This is a genomic window from Pseudomonas sp. G5001 (assembly GCF_013385475.1).
GTDB lineage: Bacteria > Pseudomonadota > Gammaproteobacteria > Pseudomonadales > Pseudomonadaceae > Aquipseudomonas.
The window spans coordinates 1-20461 of sequence record NZ_JACAPZ010000046.1; the positions used below are offsets into that span (position 1 = coordinate 1).

Here is a 20461-nt window from a genome sequence, read left to right on the forward strand (position 1 = left end):
AAGAGCGGAACCAATAGCAGCCCTGACCGAAATAACGGATATGCACACACCACAAGCGAGCAAAAAAAAGCCCCGCGACCGAATGACGGCACGGGGCTAAAAATTGGCTGGATGCGACCAACCAAAGGAGCTCTTTAAGTCAAATCACTTGGCACTGGCAATCGTGGTACTCGGCTGCCACCCACCGCCCAACGCCTTGTAGATCGCGACGATCCCGCGATACAGATCCACCTCGGCCTGAGCCTGGGAGTCCTCGGCGGCCAAACGCTCACGCTGCGCGTCCAGCAACACCAGGAAGTCCACCGTCCCTTCGCGGTAACGAATCTCCGCCAGATCCGCAGCAGCCCGGCTCGACTCACTCTGACGAATCAGCGAGACCAACCGCTGCTGGCGTTTGCCGTAATCACTGAAGGCATTCTCCGATTCTTCCAGCGCCAGCAACACCTGCTGCTCATAAGTCGCCAGGGCGCCATCCGCCTCGGCATCCGCACCACGCAACCTTGCCCGCACACTGCCCAGGTCAAACGCCGCCCAGGTAATGCTCGGACCCAGCGACCAGGCATTCGCCGCCGCCGACCCAATCTGCGAACCCCGCCCAGCGGTAAACCCGAGGAACCCACTGAGGCTCACCCGCGGAAACAGATCAGCCTTGGCCACCCCAATCCGCGCCGTGGCGGCTGCCAACTTACGCTCGGCACTGAGAATGTCCGGACGACGTTGCAGCAGTTGCCCCGGATCACCAATCGGCAACGCCTTGGCAATCGCCGGCAAATCTTTCGGGCTCAAATCCACGCTCAACTTGTCCGGTCGCTCACCGAGCAGGGTAGCGATACGATTACGCTCGCGAACTTCCTCGGCCTGCAACTGCGGCACACTGGCTTCTACAGCCGCCAGACGCGCATCGGCCCGCACCACATCGAGCTGATCGCCCACACCGGCATCCCGCAGGCTGACGGTGATACCGCGCGAATCCTCCTGGTTCTTCAGGTTGGCCACCGCGATTTTCTCGCGCAGTTGCGCGCCCCGCAGTTGACCGTAAGCGTCCACCAACTCGGCAATCATCGTCACTTGCAGCTGATACAAGTCAGCTTCGGCAACCTGTTGGTCAGCGTCGCTGGCCTCCAGGTTGCGGCGGATGCGGCCGAACAAGTCCACTTCCCAGGCCATGTCCAGGCCCAGGTCATAACGCTCGCTGTTGACACGTTGGGTGGTCTGGCCGGGGATCTGGCCTTTGCCCACATCGCTGCTGACACGGCTGGTGATCACCGGCATCACGTCATTGGCGGCGTCGTCACGAATCGCCCGGGCCGCCCGCAGGCGGGCAAATGCCACCCGCAGGTCACGGTTACCGTTCAGGGACTGAGTCACCAACTGGTTAAGGGTCGGGTCCTCGAACTGCTGCCACCAGATGCCTTCGAACTTACCGTGGTCGTATTGCTTGGCGTCGGCGGCGGCCGTTACGTTGGCCGCCTCCAGTGGCTGGGTTTTATAGTCCGGGCCCACGGCACAGGCGCTCAGCGCCAGTACCAGCAAGCTCGGCAAAAATACTTTCACGCTCATTGCTGTGTCTCCAGCTTCAAGGCCTTGGCCGCTTTGCGCGCTTCACCGCGTTCAACAAACCGGCGGATCAGTACATAGAACACTGGCGTCAGCAGCAGACCGAAGAAGGTCACGCCGATCATCCCGGAGAACACCGCCACACCCATGGCATGGCGCATCTCGGCACCGGCACCGCTGGACATCACCAGAGGCACTACACCCATGATGAAGGCGAACGAGGTCATCAGGATCGGCCGCAGACGCAGACGGCAGGCTTCCAGTACCGCAGCGAGCGGATCGAGGCCTTCCTGCTGTTTATCCTTGGCGAACTCGACGATCAGAATCGCGTTCTTACAGGCCAGGCCCACCAGGACGATCAGGCCGATCTGCGTAAAGATGTTGTTGTCGCCGCCAGAGATAATCACCCCGGTGATGGCCGACAGCAGGGTCATCGGTACGATCAGGATCACCGCCAGTGGCAGGCTCCAGCTTTCGTATTGGGCGGCCAGTACCAGGAACGCCAGCAGTACGCAGAGCGGGAACACGAACAGCGCGGTGTTGCCCGAGAGGATTTGCTGATAGGTCAGGTCGGTCCACTCGTAGGTCATGCCGTTGGGCAGTTCGTCTTTCAACAGTTTCTCGATCGCCGCCTGGGCCTGGCCGGAGCTGTAGCCCGGTGCGGCGTTGCCGTTGATCTCGGCGGTGATGAAGCCGTTGTAGTGCATCACGCGGTCCGGGCCCGAGGTGTCGCTGACCTTGATGAAGGTCGCCAGGGGAATCATCTCGCCTTTGTTGTTGCGCACTTTCAGCTGGCCGATCTGGTCTTCATCCTGGCGGAACTGTTGCTCAGCCTGCACGTTGACCTGATAGGTGCGCCCGAAGCGGTTGAAGTCGTTGGCATACAACGAGCCCAGGTAGATCTGCAGGGTGTCGAAGATGTCGCTGATCGCCACGCCATGGGTCTTGGCCTTTTCGCGGTCGATGGCAGCATCGACCTGGGGCACGTTGACCGTGTAGCTGGTGAACAGGCCGAACAACTCAGGCACGCCACGGCTCTTGGTAATGATGTTCTGCACTTCTTTGTACAGCTCGTCGTAACCCAGGTTGCCACGGTCTTCGACCTGCAGGCGGAACCCGCCGATCGTACCCAGGCCCTGTACCGGCGGCGGTGGGAAGATCGCCATGTAGGCTTCCTGGATGCTGCTGTACTTGCCATTCAGTGCACCGGCAATCGCACCGGCAGACAGGCTCGGGTCTTTACGCTCATCGAACGGCTTCAAGGTCACGAACACGATGCCGTTGTTCGGGCTGTTGGTAAAACCGTTGATCGACAAGCCGGGGAAGGCGATCGCGCTTTCCACGCCGGGCTGTTTCATGGCGATGTCGGACATGCGCTTGATCACGTCTTCGGTACGGTCCAGGCTCGCGGCGTCCGGCAATTGCGCGAAGGCCACCAGGTATTGCTTGTCCTGGGCCGGTACGAAACCGGTCGGCGTGTGGGCAAAGCCCATCCAGGTCAGGACCATCAGGCCGGCGTACAGGAACAGCGCGATACCACTGCCGCGGATCACCCGGCGTACCGTGCCGACGTAACCATGGCTGGCCTTGTCGAAGAAGCGGTTGAACGGTTTGAACAACCAGCCGCCCAGCATCCTGTCGAGGAACCTGGAGAACCCGTCTTTCGGAGCGTTGTGGCCTTTGAGCAATACCGCTGCCAGTGCGGGCGACAGGGTCAGCGAGTTGAACGCCGAGATCACGGTCGAGATCGCAATGGTCAAGGCGAACTGCTTGTAGAACTGGCCGGTCAAGCCGCTGATAAATGCCGCTGGAATGAACACCGCACACAGTACCAGCGCGGTCGCGATGATCGGGCCGGTTACTTCGCTCATGGCCTTTTCAGTGGCCGGGAACGGTTCCAGGCCCAATTCGATGTTCCGTTCGACGTTCTCCACCACCACGATGGCGTCGTCCACCACGATACCGATCGCCAACACCAGCCCGAACAGCGACAGCGCGTTGAGCGAGAAGCCAAACAGGTGCATCACCGCAAAGGTACCGATCAACGATACCGGCACCGCCACCAATGGAATGATCGACGCACGCCAGGTCTGCAGGAACAGGATCACCACCAGCACCACCAGGATCAGTGCTTCGAACAGGGTGTGAACCACGGCCTCGATGGAGCCACGTACGAAGACGGTAGGGTCATAGGCGATGCGGTAATCCATGCCCTCCGGGAAGCTCTGTTTCAGCTCCGCCATCTTGGCGCGCACTTCATTGGAGATGTCGATTGCGTTGGAGCCCGGGCGCTGGAAGATCGGGATCGCCACGGCCGGCTGGTTGTCGATCAACGAGCGCAGGGCGTACTGGCTGGAACCCAGCTCAACCCGTGCAATGTCCTTCAAACGCGTGATTTCGCCGTTGGCGCCGGCACGGATGACGATATTCTCGAACTCTTCCTCAGTGACCAGTCGGCCCTGGGTGTTGACCGACAGCTGGAAGCTGGTGTCATTCGGCGCAGGTTGCGCGCCCAAGGCACCGGCCGCCACCTGGCGGTTCTGTTCGCGAATGGCCGTGACCACGTCGGTGGCGGTCAGGTTGCGCGAGGCGGTCTTGTTCGGGTCCAGCCACACACGCAGGGAGTAATCGCCCATGCCGAACAGCTGCACATCACCCACGCCGCCCAGCCGTGCCAGCTCATCCTTGATATTGAGGATCGCGTAGTTGGACAGGTAGAGCATGTTGTAGCGCTGGTCGGGGGAGGTGATGTGCACCACCATGGTCAGGTCGGGAGAGGCCTTGTCCACGGTAATACCGATGCGCGTCACTTCCTCGGGCAGTTTGGGCTGAGTCCGGGTTACCCGGTTCTGCACCTGTACCTGCGCGTTATCCAGGTCGGTGCCCAGGGCGAAGGTGATGGTCAGGGTCAGCTTGCCGTCGGCGGTTGACTGCGAGGACATGTACAGCATGTTCTCGACGCCGGTGATGGCTTGCTCCAGAGGCGCGGCCACGGTTTCACCGATGACCTTGGGGTTGGCGCCCGGGAAGTTGGCACGGACCACGACGGTCGGCGGCACCACTTCCGGGTATTCACTGATCGGCAGCTGGAACAGTGAAATCGCGCCGGCGATCAGGATCAACAGCGACAGCACCGCTGCGAAGATCGGCCGCGAAATGAAGAACTTGGAAAAATTCATCTTGAGTCGTATCCCTTAACCGCGTGGAGTCGCTGTACTTGCGAGCTTGGGCGCGGCTTTATCCGGCGCCACTTGCTCCAGGTTGCTGGCTTCAAGCGCTTGTCGTTGTTGTGCCAAGGCGGCGAGGGTTTCCTTGCTGGCCATCGGGATGGTTTCCGGTGCAACCGGCGACCCCGGGCGAACGCGCTGCAAACCCTTGACGATGATCGTGTCGTCCTTGGTCAGGCCGCTGCGCACGATGCGCAAACCTTCGATCTTCGGACCCAGCTCCACCGCGCGGTAGGCAGGCTTGTCGCCGTCCATCACCAGTACGAACTTCTTGCCCAGGTCGGTGCCCACGGCTTCGTCGCTGATCAGCACGGCGGAGTAGGTGCCACTGCCTACCAGCTTCAGGCGGGCATACAGGCCTGGGGTGTATTCGCCCTTGCTGTTATCAAACACAGCGCGACCACGAATGGTGCCGGTGGCCGGGTTGACCTGGTTGTCGACGAAGTTCATCTGGCCCAGGTGCGGGTTGCCGTCTTCATTGGACAGGCCCAGGTACACCGGGGTGGTCGCGCCACGGCGACCCTGGCGCGCGAGCTCGGTGTACTTGAGGTACACACGTTCATCGGCGTCGAAGTAGGCGTAGACCTTGTCGGTGGACACCACGCTGGTCAGCGCGGTGACATCGGCGGTCACCAGGTTGCCGGCGGTGATCTCGGCACGGCTGACGCGGCCGCTGATGGGCGAGCTGACACGGGTGAAGCTCAGGTTCAGCTTGGCCAGGTCCAACTGCGCCTGGATGCCGGCGACAGTCGCATGGGCTTCCTGGGCGGCGGTGGTGCGCGAGTCGGCCAGCTCGGCGGAGATCGCATTGCTCTGGCGCAGGCGTTCGCCGCGCTGGGCTTCGTTATCGCTGCGGGTGGCGGCGGCCTTGGTTTGTGCGAGTTGTGCTTCAAGGCGGCGCACTTCGGCCTGGAATGGGCGTGGGTCGATCTGGAACAACAGGTCGCCCTTCTTGACCAAGGCACCTTCGGTGAAGGCGACCTGATCGATCTGGCCCGACACGCGCGGACGGATCTGCACGGTTTCCGGCGCTTCGAGCCGGCCGGTGAATTCGTCCCACTCATTGACCGGTTGTTCCAGCACCTTGGCCACGCTGACGTGGCTTGGTGGCATGGCGGCTGCCTGTTCGGGCGCTTTGCCGCAGGCGCTCATCACCATCACGGCCAAAATGGCCAAGGGATAGCGCAAATGTTTGAGTGACTGTTCCATGAGGTGCATCCGCCAATGTATTTAAGATGGGCGGATCATGCTCGGCAGGGTGCTATCTCACGAATCGAATGAAACAAAGGTAACTATCATTCGGAATGATATAAGCGTAAAGCGAGCCCTCTAGCATGGGGCTTTCGTTAGGGAGCTATCAATGCTGTTGATGACAAAGGACTGTTGCGCAAGATGCAAGGAACAGCGCGCCGCATAAATTGTCGGGCGTGTCTGCTATTCAAATGTACAGAGCGCCGGGTTGGTTGCCGTGCATTCGTTGCCTGACCATGCGCTGCCCAGAGGCCTGGCATTGACCTGGTTTTTCAGGGTCATGCTTACCGGTTCATGGTTCTGATCCAGGTAGTGGCATGCCACAGACGACTGGCCCTGGCTGCTTTGGATCACCGCCTTTTCAAAGTGGACCTGGTGCAGGTCCTTCTGCTCTGTCATCGGGTTTTGCCCGGTCCATTGCCGACCGTCCGGGCCGGACGCGGTGTAGGCGACCACTTCCCCGGTCGGCGTCTTTTTGAACGCGTCTTTAAGGGCATGGGTGGGCGGGCAGGCGCCAGTGCCAGCGTAGACGTTGCCCATCAACGCCATCAGGGCAATCACGAGGGCTGAGGTTTTCCTGAGCTGCCTGTTCATCACGCGTGCTCCTGGTCTGGAGTAACTGTGAGGTAAAGACTAGCCCAAACACGCAACGCCGGAAGGTGCTAAATCCACACGTCGTTGATTGCCGTGCGCTCGCCACCCTCGCTGCCGGTGTTCAGCACGCCGCAGGGTTCGATCAACAGCAACTTCACCTCACCCAATGCGTGCGGCTTGTGCTCGACGCCCTTGGGCACCACGTACATTTCCCCTTGGCCGATGGTCACCGCGCCGTCGCGGAAGTCGATGCGCAGGGTGCCTTCGAGGACGATAAAGGTTTCATCGGTATCGGCATGGTCGTGCCAGATGAAGTCACCTTCGATCTTCACCACCTTGAAGTGGTAGTCGTTCATCTGCGCGACGACCTTGGGCGCCCATTGCTCGCTGAACAGGGCGTATTTCTGGGCGAAGTTGATCGAGGCGTAATTCGTCGAAGCGTGGGAGGCGGGCATTGTAGGTTCCAGGGTTGCAGGACATTGGAGCCTTAAGGTAGGCCCAACGGCCCGCCGGATATTGAATGATCGTGCAGCGCGCGACGGTCCTGGGTGTGTGCAACTGTTGGCTGGGCAACAGCAGTCGGACAGTTGTGGTTTGCTCGAGACAGCAAGGCCTTGTCCATTGTTTTTATCACGTTGATTTTATTGAAAATAATTTATGGCATGGGCTCTGCAATGCACACAGGTGAACCCTTTCACCCGTTGCTCAGCGGAGCCCTGTATGCCTTGCACCTTTTTCTCGCGTTCACGTTACATCTTGCTCGGCGCAGCGTTGTTGCTGGGCCACGCCGCCGTGTCCCAGGCCGCCGAGGGCGATGACGCGGTGCCGTCCCTGGCCGGCAAGCGCATTGCCGTGAGCATGACCGGCACCAGTCACTACTTCGATATCAAGGCCTTCCAGGCCCAGGTCGACGAGATCAAGCGCCTCGGCGGCACGCCCATCACCCTCGACGCCGGGCGCAATGACAAGAACCTGGTGACCCAACTGCAAACCGTGGTCACCCAGAAACCCGATGCGGTGATCCAGACCCTCGGCACCCTGAGCGTGATCGACCCGTGGCTCAAGCGCATCAGCAAGGCCGGCATCCCGCTGTTCACCATCGACGCGCCGTCGCAGTACAGCCTCAACAACACCACCTCGGATAATGTCGCCACCGGCAAGGCCCTGGCCGATCAGTTGATCAAGGATGCCGGCGGCAAGGGCAAGATCCTGGTGTTCAACGGCTTCTACGGCGTGCCGGTGTGCGCGATTCGCTACGACCAGTTGAAGCTGGCGCTCAAGGATCACCCGCAACTGGAAATCATCAAGCCGGAGCTGCGGGATGTGATCCCCAACACCGTGCAGGATGCCTATTCCCAGGTGTCCGCATTGCTCAACAAGTACCCGGCCGGCAGTGTCTCGGCGATCTGGGCGGCGTGGGACATTCCGCAACTGGGGGCAAGCAAGGCGTTGATCGACGCCAAGCGCACCGAGATCAAGACCTACGGCGTGGACGGTACGCCGGAGGTACTGGAGCTGCTCGGCCAGGCCAATTCGCCGGTGGGCGCGGTAGTCGCCCAGCAACCGGCGCTGATCGGCAAGACTGCTGTGCAGAACGTGGCCCGCTACCTGGCCGGGCAGCGCGACCTGCCCAAGGAAACCCATGTGCCGACGCTGCTGACCACCGCCGCCAACCTGGCGCAGGTCCAGCAACTGCGGGGTGATTGATGGCCGCGTTGCACTTGCAGCACCTGCGCAAACGCTTCGGCGCCACCCTGGCGCTGGATGATGCGAGCCTGAAGGTCGAGCGCGGCACCATTCACGGCCTGGTGGGCGAGAACGGTGCCGGCAAGTCGACCTTGATCAAGGTCTTGGCGGGGATCCACAAAGCGGACTCGGGGCAGGTGAGCATTGACGGTCAGGTGTACTCCGCACTGTCGCCGCGCCAGGTGGACGCGCTGGGCGTGCAGTTCATCCATCAGGAGCGGCTGTTGCCGGCGAGTTTTACCGTGGGCGAGGCGTTGTTTTTCGGCCATGAATTACGCCGTGGTCCGTTTGTCGACCGGCGCCGGCAGCAGCGCGAGGCCGAACGTTTGCTGGCGGAATATTTTGAGCTGCAACTGCGCGCCGACGCGTTGGTAGGCGAGCTGAACAGCGCCGAGCGCCAGGTGCTGCAAATCACCCGGGCGTTGATTCGCCAGCCGAAGATCCTGGTGTTCGACGAGCCCAGCGTGGCGCTGGTCAAGCGCGAAGTCGACCAGCTGCTGCGGATCGTCAAGCGCCTGCGGGACCAGGGTTTGTCGATTCTCTACATCTCCCATTACCTGCAGGAAATCGACAGCCTGTGCGATGAAGTGACGGTGTTGCGCAATGGTCGAGATGTGGCCGTGGTTGAGCCACGGCACACCTCCAGCGCGCAGATTGCGCGGTTGATGGTCAACCGCGAGGTCCAGGAGATGTACCCCAAGGCGCAGGTCGAGTTCGGCGAACCATTGCTGCAGGTGCGCGGCCTGAGCCTGGCCCGGCGCTATCGGCAGATCGACCTGGAATTGCGTCGGGGCGAGATCGTCGGCCTCACCGGGCTGGTCGGGTCGGGCGCCAAGGACCTGCTCAAGACCCTGTTCGGTGTGGTGCGCGCCGACAGCGGCAGCATTCATCTGGAGGGGCGTTTGTTGCGCCTGCGTTCACCCGGAGAAGCCATTGCCCAAGGGATTGCACTGGTGCCGGAAGAACGCCGCAGCCAGGGGATTTCACCGCTGCTGTCGGTGCTGGAAAACCTCACGCTCGCCGGGCTTGGGCGTTTCAGTCGCTGGGGGTTACTGAGCCAGCGTAAGGAGCAGGCCGAAAGCCTGCGGCTGATCGACGAGTTGGCGATCAAGACGCCGGGCCCGCAGGCTGCCGTCAGCCAGCTCAGCGGCGGCAACCAGCAGAAAGTCGCCCTGGGCAAATGGCTGAGCCGGCGCTCGGCGGTGTACCTGTTGGACGAACCGTGCGTAGGTGTGGACGTCGGCGCCAAGGTCGAGATTTATCGCGTGATCGGGCGGCTGGTGGAAGAGGGCGCAGCGGTGCTGGTGCTGTCTTCGGATTTGCCCGAGCTGTTGGGGATCTGCGACCGCATCCTGGTGTTGCATCGCGGCGAAATAGCCGGGGAGTTCCATGCCGGTGAGGCGGACAGTGATCAACTGTTGGCGTGTGCCACGGGTGCGGTGCAGTCCACAGTGGCTGTGCAGGTGAAACAGGAGGTGGCGCATGTCCCTGCTTGAAGCTGCTACTCCTGGCTTGTCCCAACGGTTATGGGTACTGCTGTTGCGGCGCGGCTCGGTGGGCGTATTCCTCGCGATTTTGCTGGGCTTTGCCGTCGCCGCGCCGAACTTCTTTTCAGTCGGCAATATCGCGAATGTGTTCAGCCAGTCGGCGATCCTCGGCGTACTTGCCTTCGGCCTGACCTGCGTGATTATCGGCGGCGGCTCCAACGTGGTGGCCGGCGGGCTTGATCTGTCGCTGGCAGCCAATTTGGGCTTGTGTGCGGCCGTGTTCAGTCGACTCAACAACGCAGGCCTCGACCTGTGGGCAAGCCTGCTGCTGACCTTGGGTTGCGGCCTGGCGGTGGGCCTGCTCAATGGCCTGGCCGTGGTGGTGCTGCGCTTGCCACCGTTGCTCGCAACGCTGGCAAGCATGAATGTACTGGCCGGGCTGGAGCTGGTCCTCACTGAAAACACCGTGGTCTCGACTGACTCACCGTTGCTCGACCTGCTCAGTGGCGGGACCTGGCTGGGCGTGCCGGCACTCGCCTGGGTGTTGCTGGTGACGGCCTTTGTGTTGACGCTGCTGATCCAGCACACCGCCTATGGGCTGCGCCTGCATGCCGTCGGCGAGTACCCGCACGCCGCCGAGGCCGCCGGGATTCGAGTGCCGGCCTACGTACTCTCCAGTTATTTGCTCTCTGGGCTGTGTGCCGCGGTGGCGGCTTTGTGTTCAGCGGCATTTTTCAGCGGCAGCACCACCGGCTCCGGTGACATGCTGTTGTCGGTGGTCGCCATAGCCTTTCTTGGCGTGGTGTTTTCCCGGCGACTGGTGGCAAGCATCCCCGGCACCTTGCTCGCGACGCTGTTGATCGGCTTTTTGATCAACGGGTTTCAGTTGCTCAACGTATCGAGCTTCTGGGTCAACGGTGTCCAGGGCGTGCTGATTCTGCTGGTGGTCGCCGCTTCCAGCGCATTGAACCGGGGAGAACATTCATGAGTCAGGTATCCATCCTGCAAGCCCATGGCGGCTGGCGTTCGCTGTTGCCCCTGACGTTGCCGCTGGTGTTCGTGGCCATCGTGGTGGTGTTTGCCTGGCAGGCCCCGGGGTTTCTCAGTGGCGGCAACCTGAAAAGCCTGGTGCTGAATAACTTCGTGCTGCTGGCGATTGTTGCGATCGGCATGACCTATGCGGTGGCGGCCGGTGGCATCGATCTGTCGGTAGGCACCGCGCTGGATTTCGCCAGCTTCAGCTTCGTGGTGTTGCTTAACGCCGGGCACGGGCTGGGTGTGGCGATTGCCGGTGCGTTGGCCGCCGGGCTGCTGGTAGGACTGTTCAATGCCGGCTTGATCGCGGGGCTGCGGATCAGCCCGTTCCTGGCCACCCTCGGCACCTTGTTTATCGGCACCAGTGCCCAGCAACTGCTCTCGGACGGCGGCCAGCCAATTTATATCGCCCAGGGTTTCAAGCCGGAACTGGCGAGCTTCAGCCCTTTGGGCGTGCCCTTGCCGCTGTTGATCGTGCTGGTATTGGCCGTGGTCTACGGCATGTTGCTGGCCCGTGGACGCCTGGGGCGCGAACTGCTGGCCCAGGGTACCCAGCCGCTGCTGGCGTATTACTCGGGGTTGTCGGTGCGGCGCATCGTCACCACCACGGTGCTGGCGGCGGCGCTGGTGTGCGCGGTGGCGGGGATCCTGCTCAGTTCGACGGTGAGTGCCTATGTGCCGCTGTCGGGCAATGCGTTCCTGCTGAATGCGATTGGTGCGGTGTTTATCGGCACCACATTGAACCGCCAGGGCCGGGCGAATATTCCGGGCACATTGCTGGGGGTGCTGTTCATCAACGTCATCGCCAATGGCTTGCTGTTGATCGGCTGGAACTTCTACTGGCAGCAGGTGGCAACCGGCGTGCTGATTTTTATCGTGCTGGCCTTCAGTTTTGTCAGCCGCAGGATTGCGCAGAACACCTGAGGCGCGGCGCCCCAGGTGTGGGCCTGCCCTTTACTTTTCCCAGTCGGCCTTGGCAATCAACAGGCCATGGTTACCGTTATAGGCGGCGCGCTCGGGTTGTTTCCAGCCCTCCAGAAGCGCGTCGTCGAGGCGGTAGATTTCCACCCCCAGCGGACGGCAGACCTTCAACGGGTCTTCCGCATCCGGGCCCCACATCGGCAGCGACAGGTCGCCACCGGGGCAGGTGGAGAGGGCACACAGCAGGTCGATTTCGGCGAAGAACTCCAGATAGTCGCCCTGCTTGGCCGGGCAGGCTTTCATGAAGTACATGTCGTCGTGATTGAGGCCGGTGCACTGGAAAATGTTCAGCACGTCATGCACGTCGAACTCGGTCAGGCCATGGGGCAGCACGGCGCGGGTCAGGTTGGAGTGGCAGTGGTGGTGGAAGTCTTCGCCCGTGAGCATCTTGTTCACGTAAGGGTCGCAGCGCGTGCCCAGCAAGTCGTGCAGGCGCCCGCCGTGTTCGTCGATGCCATAGTCGGCCAGGCTGTCGTCGGTGATGGTGACCATCGGCCGCAAAAACGGCAGGTTCGACCACAGGCGGTCGTAGGTGGTGACGTGCGCGCCTTGCAGCTGGCGGGTGCGTGCCGCCCACATGCGTTCGCGGGGGTCGTTGGCGCTCCACACGTTGAAGTCGCCAACCTGCGGGCCAACCGGCGTGGTCACGCGGAACACATGGCCTGCCGGTACTTTCCAGGCTCGGCCGGTGCGGATCGGCACTTCGAATTGCTCGATCAGGGTGCGCCCGTCCCGGGACTCGCGCACGCGGTCATAGAAGGCTTTGTCGACCTGCAAGGCAGCGCCTTTGCTGACTTGGTAGGCCGCTGGGTAGTCCTTGTACATGGTGGGTCCTCGCTTCAGGGTTTTGGAATGCTGCTCAGGATGTCCAGCAGCAGCGATTCGGAGTCATTGAGGTAGCTGGCCAGGGCTTCGCCGGCGGCTTGCTTGTGGCCGTCAACCAGCAAGTCGTGAATCTGCCGGTCGCGCTCCAGCCAGGGCTTCTGGAAGGTTTCCTCGCTGGGCGCGTTGGAAAACACCAGGCGCATCTGGGCTGCAATATGGGTAAAAAACTCGTCCAGCAACGGGCTGCGCATCAGCCCGACAATATGTTGGTGAAAGCGCAGGCTGTGGGTGCCGAAGGCTTGCCAGTTCTCGCGGTCCTGGGCCAGCTGCGCGGCCTCGATGGACTCCAGCATCAGGTCGGACTGGTATTCGCGCAGCGGCTTGCTGGCGGCGATGGCCTGCAGCTCCAGGGTGCGTCGCACCTTGAAGATGTCACGCACTTCCTCCACCCCCAGGCGGCGCACGATCACGCCTTTGTTGCGCACGTAGCTGGTCAGGCCTTCGCGGCCCAGGTGGTGCAAGGCTTCACGCACCGTGTTGCGCGAGGCGTTGTAGGCGTTCACCAGTTCGCTTTCCACCAGCGGCATGCCGGGCAGCAGGCGGCCGCCGATGATGTCTTCGCGCAGTTCGATGGCAACCTGGTCGGCCAGCGACAGGCTGGGTTCCTTGGCTTGGCTCACGTTGGGGCTCCTTGGGCTCACGCCAGTTGGACGTCTTTGAGGAACTTGGTCATGCGTTCGCTGCGTTGCTCGAGCATGTCACGCGGTGCGGCGTCCTGGATAATCTCGCCGCCTTCCATGAACACCACACGATCGGAAAGCTTGAACGCGAAGTTCATTTCATGGGTGACGATGACCATGGTCATGCCCTCGCGAGCCAATTCCTCGATTACCGCCAGTACGTCGCCCACCAGTTCCGGGTCGAGGGCCGAGGTGGGTTCATCGAACAGCATCACCGAGGGCCGCATCGCCAGGGCGCGGGCAATCGCCACCCGTTGCTGTTGCCCGCCGGATAGCTGGTGCGGGTATTTGCCGGCGTGCTCCAGCATGCCGACCTTGCGCAACAGGGCCAGGCTCAACAGGCGCAGTTCTTCGCCGCTACCATGGGCATGGTAGACCGGCGCGAGCATCACGTTCTCAAGGGCGGTTTTATGCGGGAACAGGTTGAACCCCTGGAACACCATGCCGACATGCACGATGCCGCGCATATGCACCTTGTGCCCCAGCGCGCCTTGCGGCTCCTGGCTGCCACGCAGGAACGGCTGGCCTTGCAGGGTGATTTCGCCACGGTCGAGGCTTTCGAGGCCGTTCATGGTACGAATCAGTGTGGTTTTGCCAGAGCCTGACGGGCCGATGATCGACACCACCTCGCCCCAGCGCACATTCAGTTCGACGCCCTTGAGCACTTCCAGCTCGCCATAGGCCTTGCGCACCCCGCGGGCCTGCAAGGCAAACTCGCCGGGCTCGGCCTGGCCGGGGGCACGACGCGTCGCCACCTGGTCGAGCATGGCGGGGGCGATGGCCTTGGGTTTGCGCCGGGTCACGTCCAGGTGGTTCTCCAGCACCCGCAACAGCCAACTGAACACCGTCACGATGAACACGTAATAGAACGCCACGGCCAGCATGGTCTCCATCACCAGGAAGTTCTGGGTGTAGAGCTGTTGGCCCACCAGCAGGATTTCCGAAAGCGAAATCACCGACACCAGCGAGGTGAGCTTGACGATGGTGATGTATTCGTTGGCCAGTGTCGGCAACGCAACCCGCAGCGCCTGCGGCACCACAATCAACCGCTGCACGCCGCGATAACCCACGCCCAGCGCCTTGCCGGCTTCGCGCTGCCCCTTGACCACCGCCAGCAGGCCGCCCCGATGGATCTCGGCGATGTAGGCCGCCTCACTCAGCACCAGGGCGATCAGGCCCGCGGAGTAGGGGTTGGACAACACCGCGCTGGTGGACGGAAACACCTGCGGCAGGTTGTAGACGAAGATCAACAGCACCAGCAACGGCAGGCTGCGGAAGAACCAGATGTAGACGCCAGCGGAGTCCCGCAGCCAGCGGCGCTCCGACTGCCGCGCCAGGGCCAGGAAAAACCCCAGCACAATGCCCAGCAGCCAGGTTTCCAGGCTCAGTTCGACCACGGTGCCGACGGCTCGCCAGAAGTCGCCGTTCCATAACAAGCCCAGGGTGTAGTGCCAATCGAATTGCATAAAGGTGCTCCGCGTTTCAGTTACCCAGTGCCGCACTGATCTCGGCGGCGTTCGGCTCGGCCAGGTTGTAGCGCGCCAGCAGCTTGCCGTAGCTGCCGTCCTGCTTGATCTGGCTCAGGGCGCCGGTCAGCGCCTGGAGCAGTGCCGGGTTTTCCTTGCGCACGGCCAGGCCGACCACCACCGGGTAGATCAACTCGCTGGAGCTGATCACGGTTTTGCCTTGCAGTTTTTCCACGGTGATCTTGGCGACCGCCGCGTCTTCCATCTGCACGTCCACCGCCTGGGCGAGCAGGGCCTGGGCGGCCTCCGGGGACGTCGGGAACTCACGCGACTCGATCGCCGGCTTGCCCGCAGGGAGGCAGTAGTCCGCCGAAACCTTGTTCAGCTTTGGCACCCACGACGCGCCCTTGATCGACCCGACGCGCTTGCCGCACAGGTCTTCCGGGCGCTGGGGCTTGAAGTCGCCGGTGCTGAGCACCATCAGCGAAGAACCGGTCTTCAGGTAGCTGAGGAAATCCACCTGTTTGGCGCGCTCGGGGGTGACGTACAGCGCCGAGGCCACCACGTCGAAACGCCGGGCGTTGACGCCGAGGATCAGGTTGGCGAAACGGGTGTCGAGAAAACGTGGTTTGAGCCCCAGTTGCTTGCCCATCAGTTGCATGAACTCCGGGTCGAAACCGGCCGGGGTCTTTTGCTCAAGGTAGGTGTAAGGCGGGTAGGTGAGGTCGGAGCCGATGGACAGCTCGCCCGGTTTCAGGGTGCCCTTGATTTCGGCAGCCGACAGCAGCGGCGTCACGCACGCCAGGGTGATCGCTAGCGCCAATGTGCGCAGGGTGTTCTTGCCCGTCAGACCTTTTTGCATGTTCGTCGCCTCGGTTGCTGGATGCAGGGAGATTTGGATTGTTCAACAATCCTGTATTAGCTAGTAAGCGGTTATCGTGCCAACTAATGACTTTTTCAGGTTTTTGATGGGTTTTGACGCGTGAGACAGCCGTTTTTTGCAAGCGCGCACCCCAATTCGGGGCAATTCGTTACCGGGCGCCACGTTGTGAGGCAGGCATTTCGCGGACCATAAAGGACGCACTTATTGATAAAGTGCCGATTCGAAACCATGAGTGAACAGCAATGACGTCGACCTCCCAACGCCGCTCAACCCTGATTGCCTTGTTGGTCGCCGTCACCTTCTTCATGGAGAACCTGGACGCCACAGTGATCGCCACCGCGTTGCCGGACATCGCCAAAACCTTCGGCGTGGGCGCGGTGGACGTGAACATCGGTATGAGCGCCTACATGCTCGCCGTCGCGGTGTTCATTCCCATCAGCGGCTGGCTGGCCGACCGCTTTGGCTCGCGGCGGGTATTCGGTTGGGCAATCGTGCTGTTCAGCCTGTCGTCACTGCTGTGCGGGTGGAGCGACAGCCTGCAGACCTTCGTCGCCGCGCGCGTGTTGCAGGGCATCAGCGGCGCGATGATGGTGCCGGTGGGGCGCCTGGCGGTGCTGCGGGCTACCGAGAAAAAAGACCTGGTGCGGGCGATTTCATTCATCACCTGGCCCGGCCTGGTGGCGCCGATACTCGGGCCGCCTGTGGGCGGGTTTATCGTTACCCACGCGTCCTGGCCGTGGATTTTCTACCTCAACCTGCCGCTGGGCCTGCTGGCGCTGATTGCCACGCTGGTACTGATCCCCAAACACGACGAGGTGACGTCCCGCTCATTCGATTTCAGCGGCTTCCTGCTGGTGGGTGTCGCCAGCGCGGCGCTGTTGTACGGCGTGGAACTGCTCGGGCAAAGCCGTGGCAGCTTGTTGCAGGGCCTGTTACTCAGCGCTGCAGGCGTAATGCTCGGCGCCTTTGCCTGGCGCCATATGCGCCGGCATGCCCAACCATTGCTGGCGCTGGGTGTGGTGAGTGTGCGCACGTTCAGTGTGTGCCTGTGCGGCGGGTCGATTTTCCGGGTGGCCATCAGCACCTTGCCGTTCCTGCTGCCGCTGATGTTTCAACTGGCGTTCGGCCTTTCTGCATTCGATGCGGGGTTGCTGGTGCTCGCGGTATTTGCCGGCAACCTGGCGATGAAGCCGTTCACCACGGCGGTGATGCAGCGCTGGGGCTTTCGCTCGGTGCTGATGATCAACGGCATCCTTGGCGTGCTCGCGATTGCGGCCTGTGCGCTTTTGGACGAGCGCATGAGCTGGACGCTGATCCTGTTCATTCTGTTCGTGGGTGGCCTGTCACGCTCCATGCAGTTCACCTTGTTCAACACCCTGGGGTTCGCTGATATACCCAAGGCGCAGATGAGCGACGCCTCAACCTTGTTCAGCATGTTCTTCCAGTTGAGCATGGCCATGGGCGTGGCGATTGGCGCGCTGTTGTTACGTTTTGCCATGAATTTTCACGGCAATACCGGGCAGGCCGCCACCGCCGATTTCCAGCTGACGTTTCTTCTAGTGGCGGTGATCGCCGGCGTGGCGCTGCTGGATAACCTGCGGCTGCCGCCCCAGGCCGGTGAGTCGGTTTTGCAGCGAAAGTGAACCCACGATACCTTCGGGGTATGACGCAACACCTATTGAATATTGGACGGTTTGCGTCCCCCGCATCACTCTGCGGTGAAGTACATACGCAGGGCCCATAACAATAAAAGGCGCAACCATGACCGTGCTATTGAGTGAGCGCAGCCAGATTTTCGACCGTGCAGATGCCTATGCCGTGTCCGACTACGTCAACCAGCATGTCGGCAGCCACTGCATCCGCCTGCCGCCCAAGGGCCGCCCGCAGGCAAGCATCAGCCACCGGACCTTTTCCAGCCTGGACCTGTGCCGCATCAGCTACGGCGCGCCGGTGCGGGTGACCTCGGTGGCGCTGGAAACCATCTACCACCTGCAGATCCTGCTGCACGGCCACTGCCGCTCGAGCTCCCGTGGCGAAGAGCAGGTGTTGGGCCCCGGCGAAGTGCTGCTGATCAACCCGGATGACCCGGTAGACCTGACCTATTCCGCCGACTGCGAAAAATTCATCGTCAAGGTGCCCGTGCGCCTGCTGGAAAACGCCTGCCTTGAGCAGCACTGGACGTTGCCGCAGCCGGGCATCCGTTTTGCGGCGCCGCGCCACGCACTTGCCGAAATGGGTGGGTTCCTGCAATTGCTGGGGCTGATCTGCCATGAGGCCGAAAACGCCGCCGAACCCGAAGTGCAGGGCCTGTACGAGCGCATTGTGGCGAACAAGCTGTTGGCGCTGCTGGCCAGCAACGTCCTGCGGGTGATTCCGCGACCGGATCAGGGTGGGGGCTTTGAAGCCGTGCGTCAGTTCATCGAGGAGCACCTGGCCGACGACATCAGCGTCGAACAACTGATGGCCATCGCCAGGGTCAGCGAGCGTTCGTTGTATACCTTGTTTGAACGCCAGGTCGGCCTGTCACCCCGTGACTACATGCGCCAGCGCAAGCTGGAGCGGGTGCACGCCATGCTGCAACTGGCCACGGCGCGCAGCGTGACGGAGGTGGCGCTGGATCATGGGTTTGTGCATTTGGGGCGGTTCTCCGAGGCCTATCGCAAACGCTTTGGCGAGCTGCCTTCGCAAACGTGGAAGCGCCGGCTCGCGCCAGGCGGATAACGAATTGCAGTCAGCGGATATTGAGGGGTAGGGCAAGCACATAAGGTGGGGGGGCCTGATACAAGAACAACCGAGGGCCTACCCCATGATCAGCACATTCGACCGACTCGCCCGACAATTGCGCGACTCCGTCCAGGAAGATCCCGCCACTGGGGTGTTCCGCTGCCGCCGCGACATCTTTACCGACCCCGACCTGTTTGCCCTGGAAATGAAGCACATTTTCGAAGGCGGTTGGGTCTACCTGGCACACGAAAGCCAGGTGCCGGAGATCAACGACTACTTCACCACCTGGATCGGCCGCCAGCCCGTGGTCATCACCCGTGACAAACACGGCACGCTGCACGGCCTGGTCAACGCCTGCGCCCACCGTGGCGCGATGCTCTGCCGCCGTAAACAAGGCAACAAAGGCTCGTTTACCTGCCCGTTCCACGGCTGGACCTTCAGCAACGCCGGCAAGCTGCTCAAAGTGAAGGACGCCAAGACCGGCGCCTACCCCGACAGCTTCGACTGTGACGGCTCCCACGACTTGAAACGCCTTGGTCGCTTCGAAAACTATCGCGGCTTCCTGTTCGGCAGCCTCAGCGAGACGGTGCCGGAGCTGAGCGACTACCTGGGTGAGACCCGGGTGATCATCGACCAGATGGTCGATCAGGCCCCGCTGGGGCTGGAGGTGCTGCGGGGCAGTTCGTCATATGTGTATGACGGCAACTGGAAGCTGCAGATCGAAAACGGCGCCGACGGTTATCACGTCAGCTCCGTGCACTGGAACTACTCGGCGACCATGGGCCGGCGCAATTACGAAGCCGAAGGCACGCGCACCGTGGATGCCAATGGCTGGTCGAAAAGCCTGGGCGGCGTGTACGCCTACGAGCATGGCCATATCCTGCTGTGGACGCGCCTGCTCAACCCCGAAGTGCGTCCGGTGCATGCCCATCGCAAGGCGCTGGCCGAGCGCCTGGGCCAGGAACGCGCCGATTTTATCGTCGACCAAACCCGCAACCTGTGCCTCTACCCGAATGTGTACCTGATGGACCAGTTCTCCACGCAGATCCGCGTGGTACGGCCAATCGCGGTCGACAAGACCGAAGTCACGATCTATTGCATGGCACCCAAGGGCGAAAGTGCCGAGGAACGCACCACGCGCATCCGCCAGTACGAAGATTTCTTCAACGTCAGCGGCATGGGTACACCGGACGATCTGGAAGAATTCCGCGCCTGCCAGACCGGCTACCAGGGCGCGACCACCTTGTGGAATGACCTCAGTCGCGGCGCCAAACAGTGGGTCGAAGGCCCTGACGAAAACGCCCGGGCCATGGGCATGAATCCGCAGCTCAGTGGCGTCAAGACCGAGGACGAAGGCCTGTTCGTGCGCCAGCACGCCCACTGGGCCCAGAGCCTGCAACGCGCTATCGAACGGGAGCAGCAAGGCTTGATCGCGACGGACAAGGAGGTGCTGGCATGAGTGCTTCCCGTGACCGCCTGCTGGACTTTCTGTACCGCGAAGCCCGCCTGCTGGATGACCGCCAGTGGGATGAGTGGCTCGAATGCTATTCACCCAAGGTCGAGTACTGGATGCCGGCCTGGGACGACCACGACACGCTGACCGAAGACCCCCAGAGAGAAATCTCGCTGATCTATTACCCCAGCCGCGACGGCCTGGAAGACCGGGTGTTCCGGATCAAGACCGAGCGCTCCAGCGCCAGCACCCCGGAGCCGCGCACCGCGCACCTGATCACCAACCTCGAAGTGCTGGCCGACGACGGGCAGCACGTGGAGTTGCGTTTCAACTGGCAAACCCTCAGCCATCGCTACAAGACCACGGATACGTACTTCGGTACCTCGTTCTATCGCCTCGACATCAGCGCCGAACAGCCGCTGATCACGCGCAAGAAGGTGGTGCTGAAAAACGACTACATCCATCAGGTCATCGATATCTACCACATCTGAG

At 62.0% G+C, this 20461-nt stretch carries 17 protein-coding genes; 8 read left to right on the plus strand and 9 right to left on the minus strand.

All coding sequences use genetic code 11. The annotated features are described in order from the left end of the window. Positions 1–144 precede the first annotated feature (144 nt). The 5 genes from HX805_RS28755 to HX805_RS28775 all read right to left on the minus strand — a co-directional run bounded on the left by HX805_RS28755 (position 145) and on the right by HX805_RS28775 (position 7084). Positions 145–1560, minus strand: a complete 1416-nt coding sequence (locus HX805_RS28755; protein ID WP_134326680.1) for an efflux transporter outer membrane subunit — start codon at positions 1558–1560, stop codon at positions 145–147. Then, positions 1557–4736: an efflux RND transporter permease subunit gene (locus HX805_RS28760; RefSeq protein ID WP_003210869.1), complete on the minus strand. Its 3180-nt coding sequence runs from the start codon at positions 4734–4736 to the stop codon at positions 1557–1559. Before HX805_RS28760 ends, HX805_RS28755 begins: the two co-directional genes overlap by 4 nt. Before the next feature lie 15 nt (positions 4737–4751). After that, the gene (gene mexE / locus HX805_RS28765) at positions 4752–5993 is read right to left on the minus strand and encodes a multidrug efflux RND transporter periplasmic adaptor subunit MexE (RefSeq protein WP_008433857.1); all 1242 of its coding nucleotides are present in this window, start codon (positions 5991–5993) and stop codon (positions 4752–4754) included. A 225-nt stretch (positions 5994–6218) separates the two neighbouring features. Then, a complete protein-coding gene (locus tag HX805_RS28770) occupies positions 6219–6629 on the minus strand; it encodes a DUF3757 domain-containing protein (RefSeq protein ID WP_003210865.1) in 411 nt (136 codons plus the stop codon). Positions 6630–6697: 68 nt separating this feature from the next. Further along, positions 6698–7084: a cupin domain-containing protein gene (locus HX805_RS28775; RefSeq protein WP_177117526.1), complete on the minus strand. Its 387-nt coding sequence runs from the start codon at positions 7082–7084 to the stop codon at positions 6698–6700. Between the two features lie 265 nt (positions 7085–7349). Here HX805_RS28775 and HX805_RS28780 point away from each other — a divergent pair, with 265 nt between their 5' ends. Genes HX805_RS28780 through HX805_RS28795 form a run of 4 tightly spaced genes read left to right on the plus strand, consistent with a single transcriptional unit; the run spans position 7350 to position 11821 of the window. Next, positions 7350–8336, plus strand: a complete 987-nt coding sequence (locus tag HX805_RS28780) for a sugar ABC transporter substrate-binding protein (RefSeq protein WP_177117527.1) — start codon at positions 7350–7352, stop codon at positions 8334–8336. Further along, a complete protein-coding gene (locus tag HX805_RS28785) occupies positions 8336–9871 on the plus strand; it encodes a sugar ABC transporter ATP-binding protein (protein ID WP_177117528.1) in 1536 nt (511 codons plus the stop codon). The genes HX805_RS28780 and HX805_RS28785 overlap by 1 nt, the downstream gene beginning before the upstream one ends. After that, the gene (locus tag HX805_RS28790) at positions 9858–10850 is read left to right on the plus strand and encodes an ABC transporter permease (RefSeq protein ID WP_102369138.1); all 993 of its coding nucleotides are present in this window, start codon (positions 9858–9860) and stop codon (positions 10848–10850) included. The genes HX805_RS28785 and HX805_RS28790 overlap by 14 nt, the downstream gene beginning before the upstream one ends. Next, positions 10847–11821, plus strand: a complete 975-nt coding sequence (locus tag HX805_RS28795; RefSeq protein ID WP_177117529.1) for an ABC transporter permease — start codon at positions 10847–10849, stop codon at positions 11819–11821. Before HX805_RS28790 ends, HX805_RS28795 begins: the two co-directional genes overlap by 4 nt. A 30-nt stretch (positions 11822–11851) precedes the next feature. Here the strand turns inward: HX805_RS28795 and HX805_RS28800 are convergent, their stop codons facing one another. From HX805_RS28800 to HX805_RS28815, 4 genes are read right to left on the minus strand one after another with little or no spacing between them, the layout of a single operon-like run. Then, complete coding sequence (locus tag HX805_RS28800) at positions 11852–12703, minus strand: DUF1989 domain-containing protein (protein ID WP_008433843.1); 852 nt, start codon at positions 12701–12703, stop codon at positions 11852–11854. Positions 12704–12717: 14 nt separating this feature from the next. Then, the gene (locus tag HX805_RS28805; protein ID WP_003210850.1) at positions 12718–13383 is read right to left on the minus strand and encodes a GntR family transcriptional regulator; all 666 of its coding nucleotides are present in this window, start codon (positions 13381–13383) and stop codon (positions 12718–12720) included. Between the two features lie 17 nt (positions 13384–13400). Then, the gene (locus HX805_RS28810; RefSeq protein ID WP_177117530.1) at positions 13401–14909 is read right to left on the minus strand and encodes an amino acid ABC transporter permease/ATP-binding protein; all 1509 of its coding nucleotides are present in this window, start codon (positions 14907–14909) and stop codon (positions 13401–13403) included. Between the two features lie 16 nt (positions 14910–14925). Continuing rightward, positions 14926–15771 (minus strand): ABC transporter substrate-binding protein, encoded by an 846-nt coding sequence (locus HX805_RS28815; protein ID WP_008433837.1) that lies wholly within the window; start codon positions 15769–15771, stop codon positions 14926–14928. A gap of 263 nt (positions 15772–16034) precedes the next feature. Here HX805_RS28815 and HX805_RS28820 point away from each other — a divergent pair, with 263 nt between their 5' ends. The 4 genes from HX805_RS28820 (at position 16035) to benB (ending at position 20460) form a co-directional block, all read left to right on the plus strand. After that, entirely contained in the window at positions 16035–17435 is a 1401-nt protein-coding gene (locus HX805_RS28820; RefSeq protein ID WP_177051661.1) for a DHA2 family efflux MFS transporter permease subunit, read from the plus strand. Positions 17436–17553: 118 nt separating this feature from the next. Beyond that, a complete protein-coding gene (locus HX805_RS28825) occupies positions 17554–18513 on the plus strand; it encodes an AraC family transcriptional regulator (protein WP_008433834.1) in 960 nt (319 codons plus the stop codon). A gap of 85 nt (positions 18514–18598) precedes the next feature. Further along, the gene (locus tag HX805_RS28830) at positions 18599–19975 is read left to right on the plus strand and encodes a Rieske 2Fe-2S domain-containing protein (RefSeq protein ID WP_177081194.1); all 1377 of its coding nucleotides are present in this window, start codon (positions 18599–18601) and stop codon (positions 19973–19975) included. Continuing rightward, the gene (gene benB / locus HX805_RS28835; RefSeq protein WP_177081196.1) at positions 19972–20460 is read left to right on the plus strand and encodes a benzoate 1,2-dioxygenase small subunit; all 489 of its coding nucleotides are present in this window, start codon (positions 19972–19974) and stop codon (positions 20458–20460) included. The genes HX805_RS28830 and benB overlap by 4 nt, the downstream gene beginning before the upstream one ends. Position 20461: the final 1 nt, after the last annotated feature.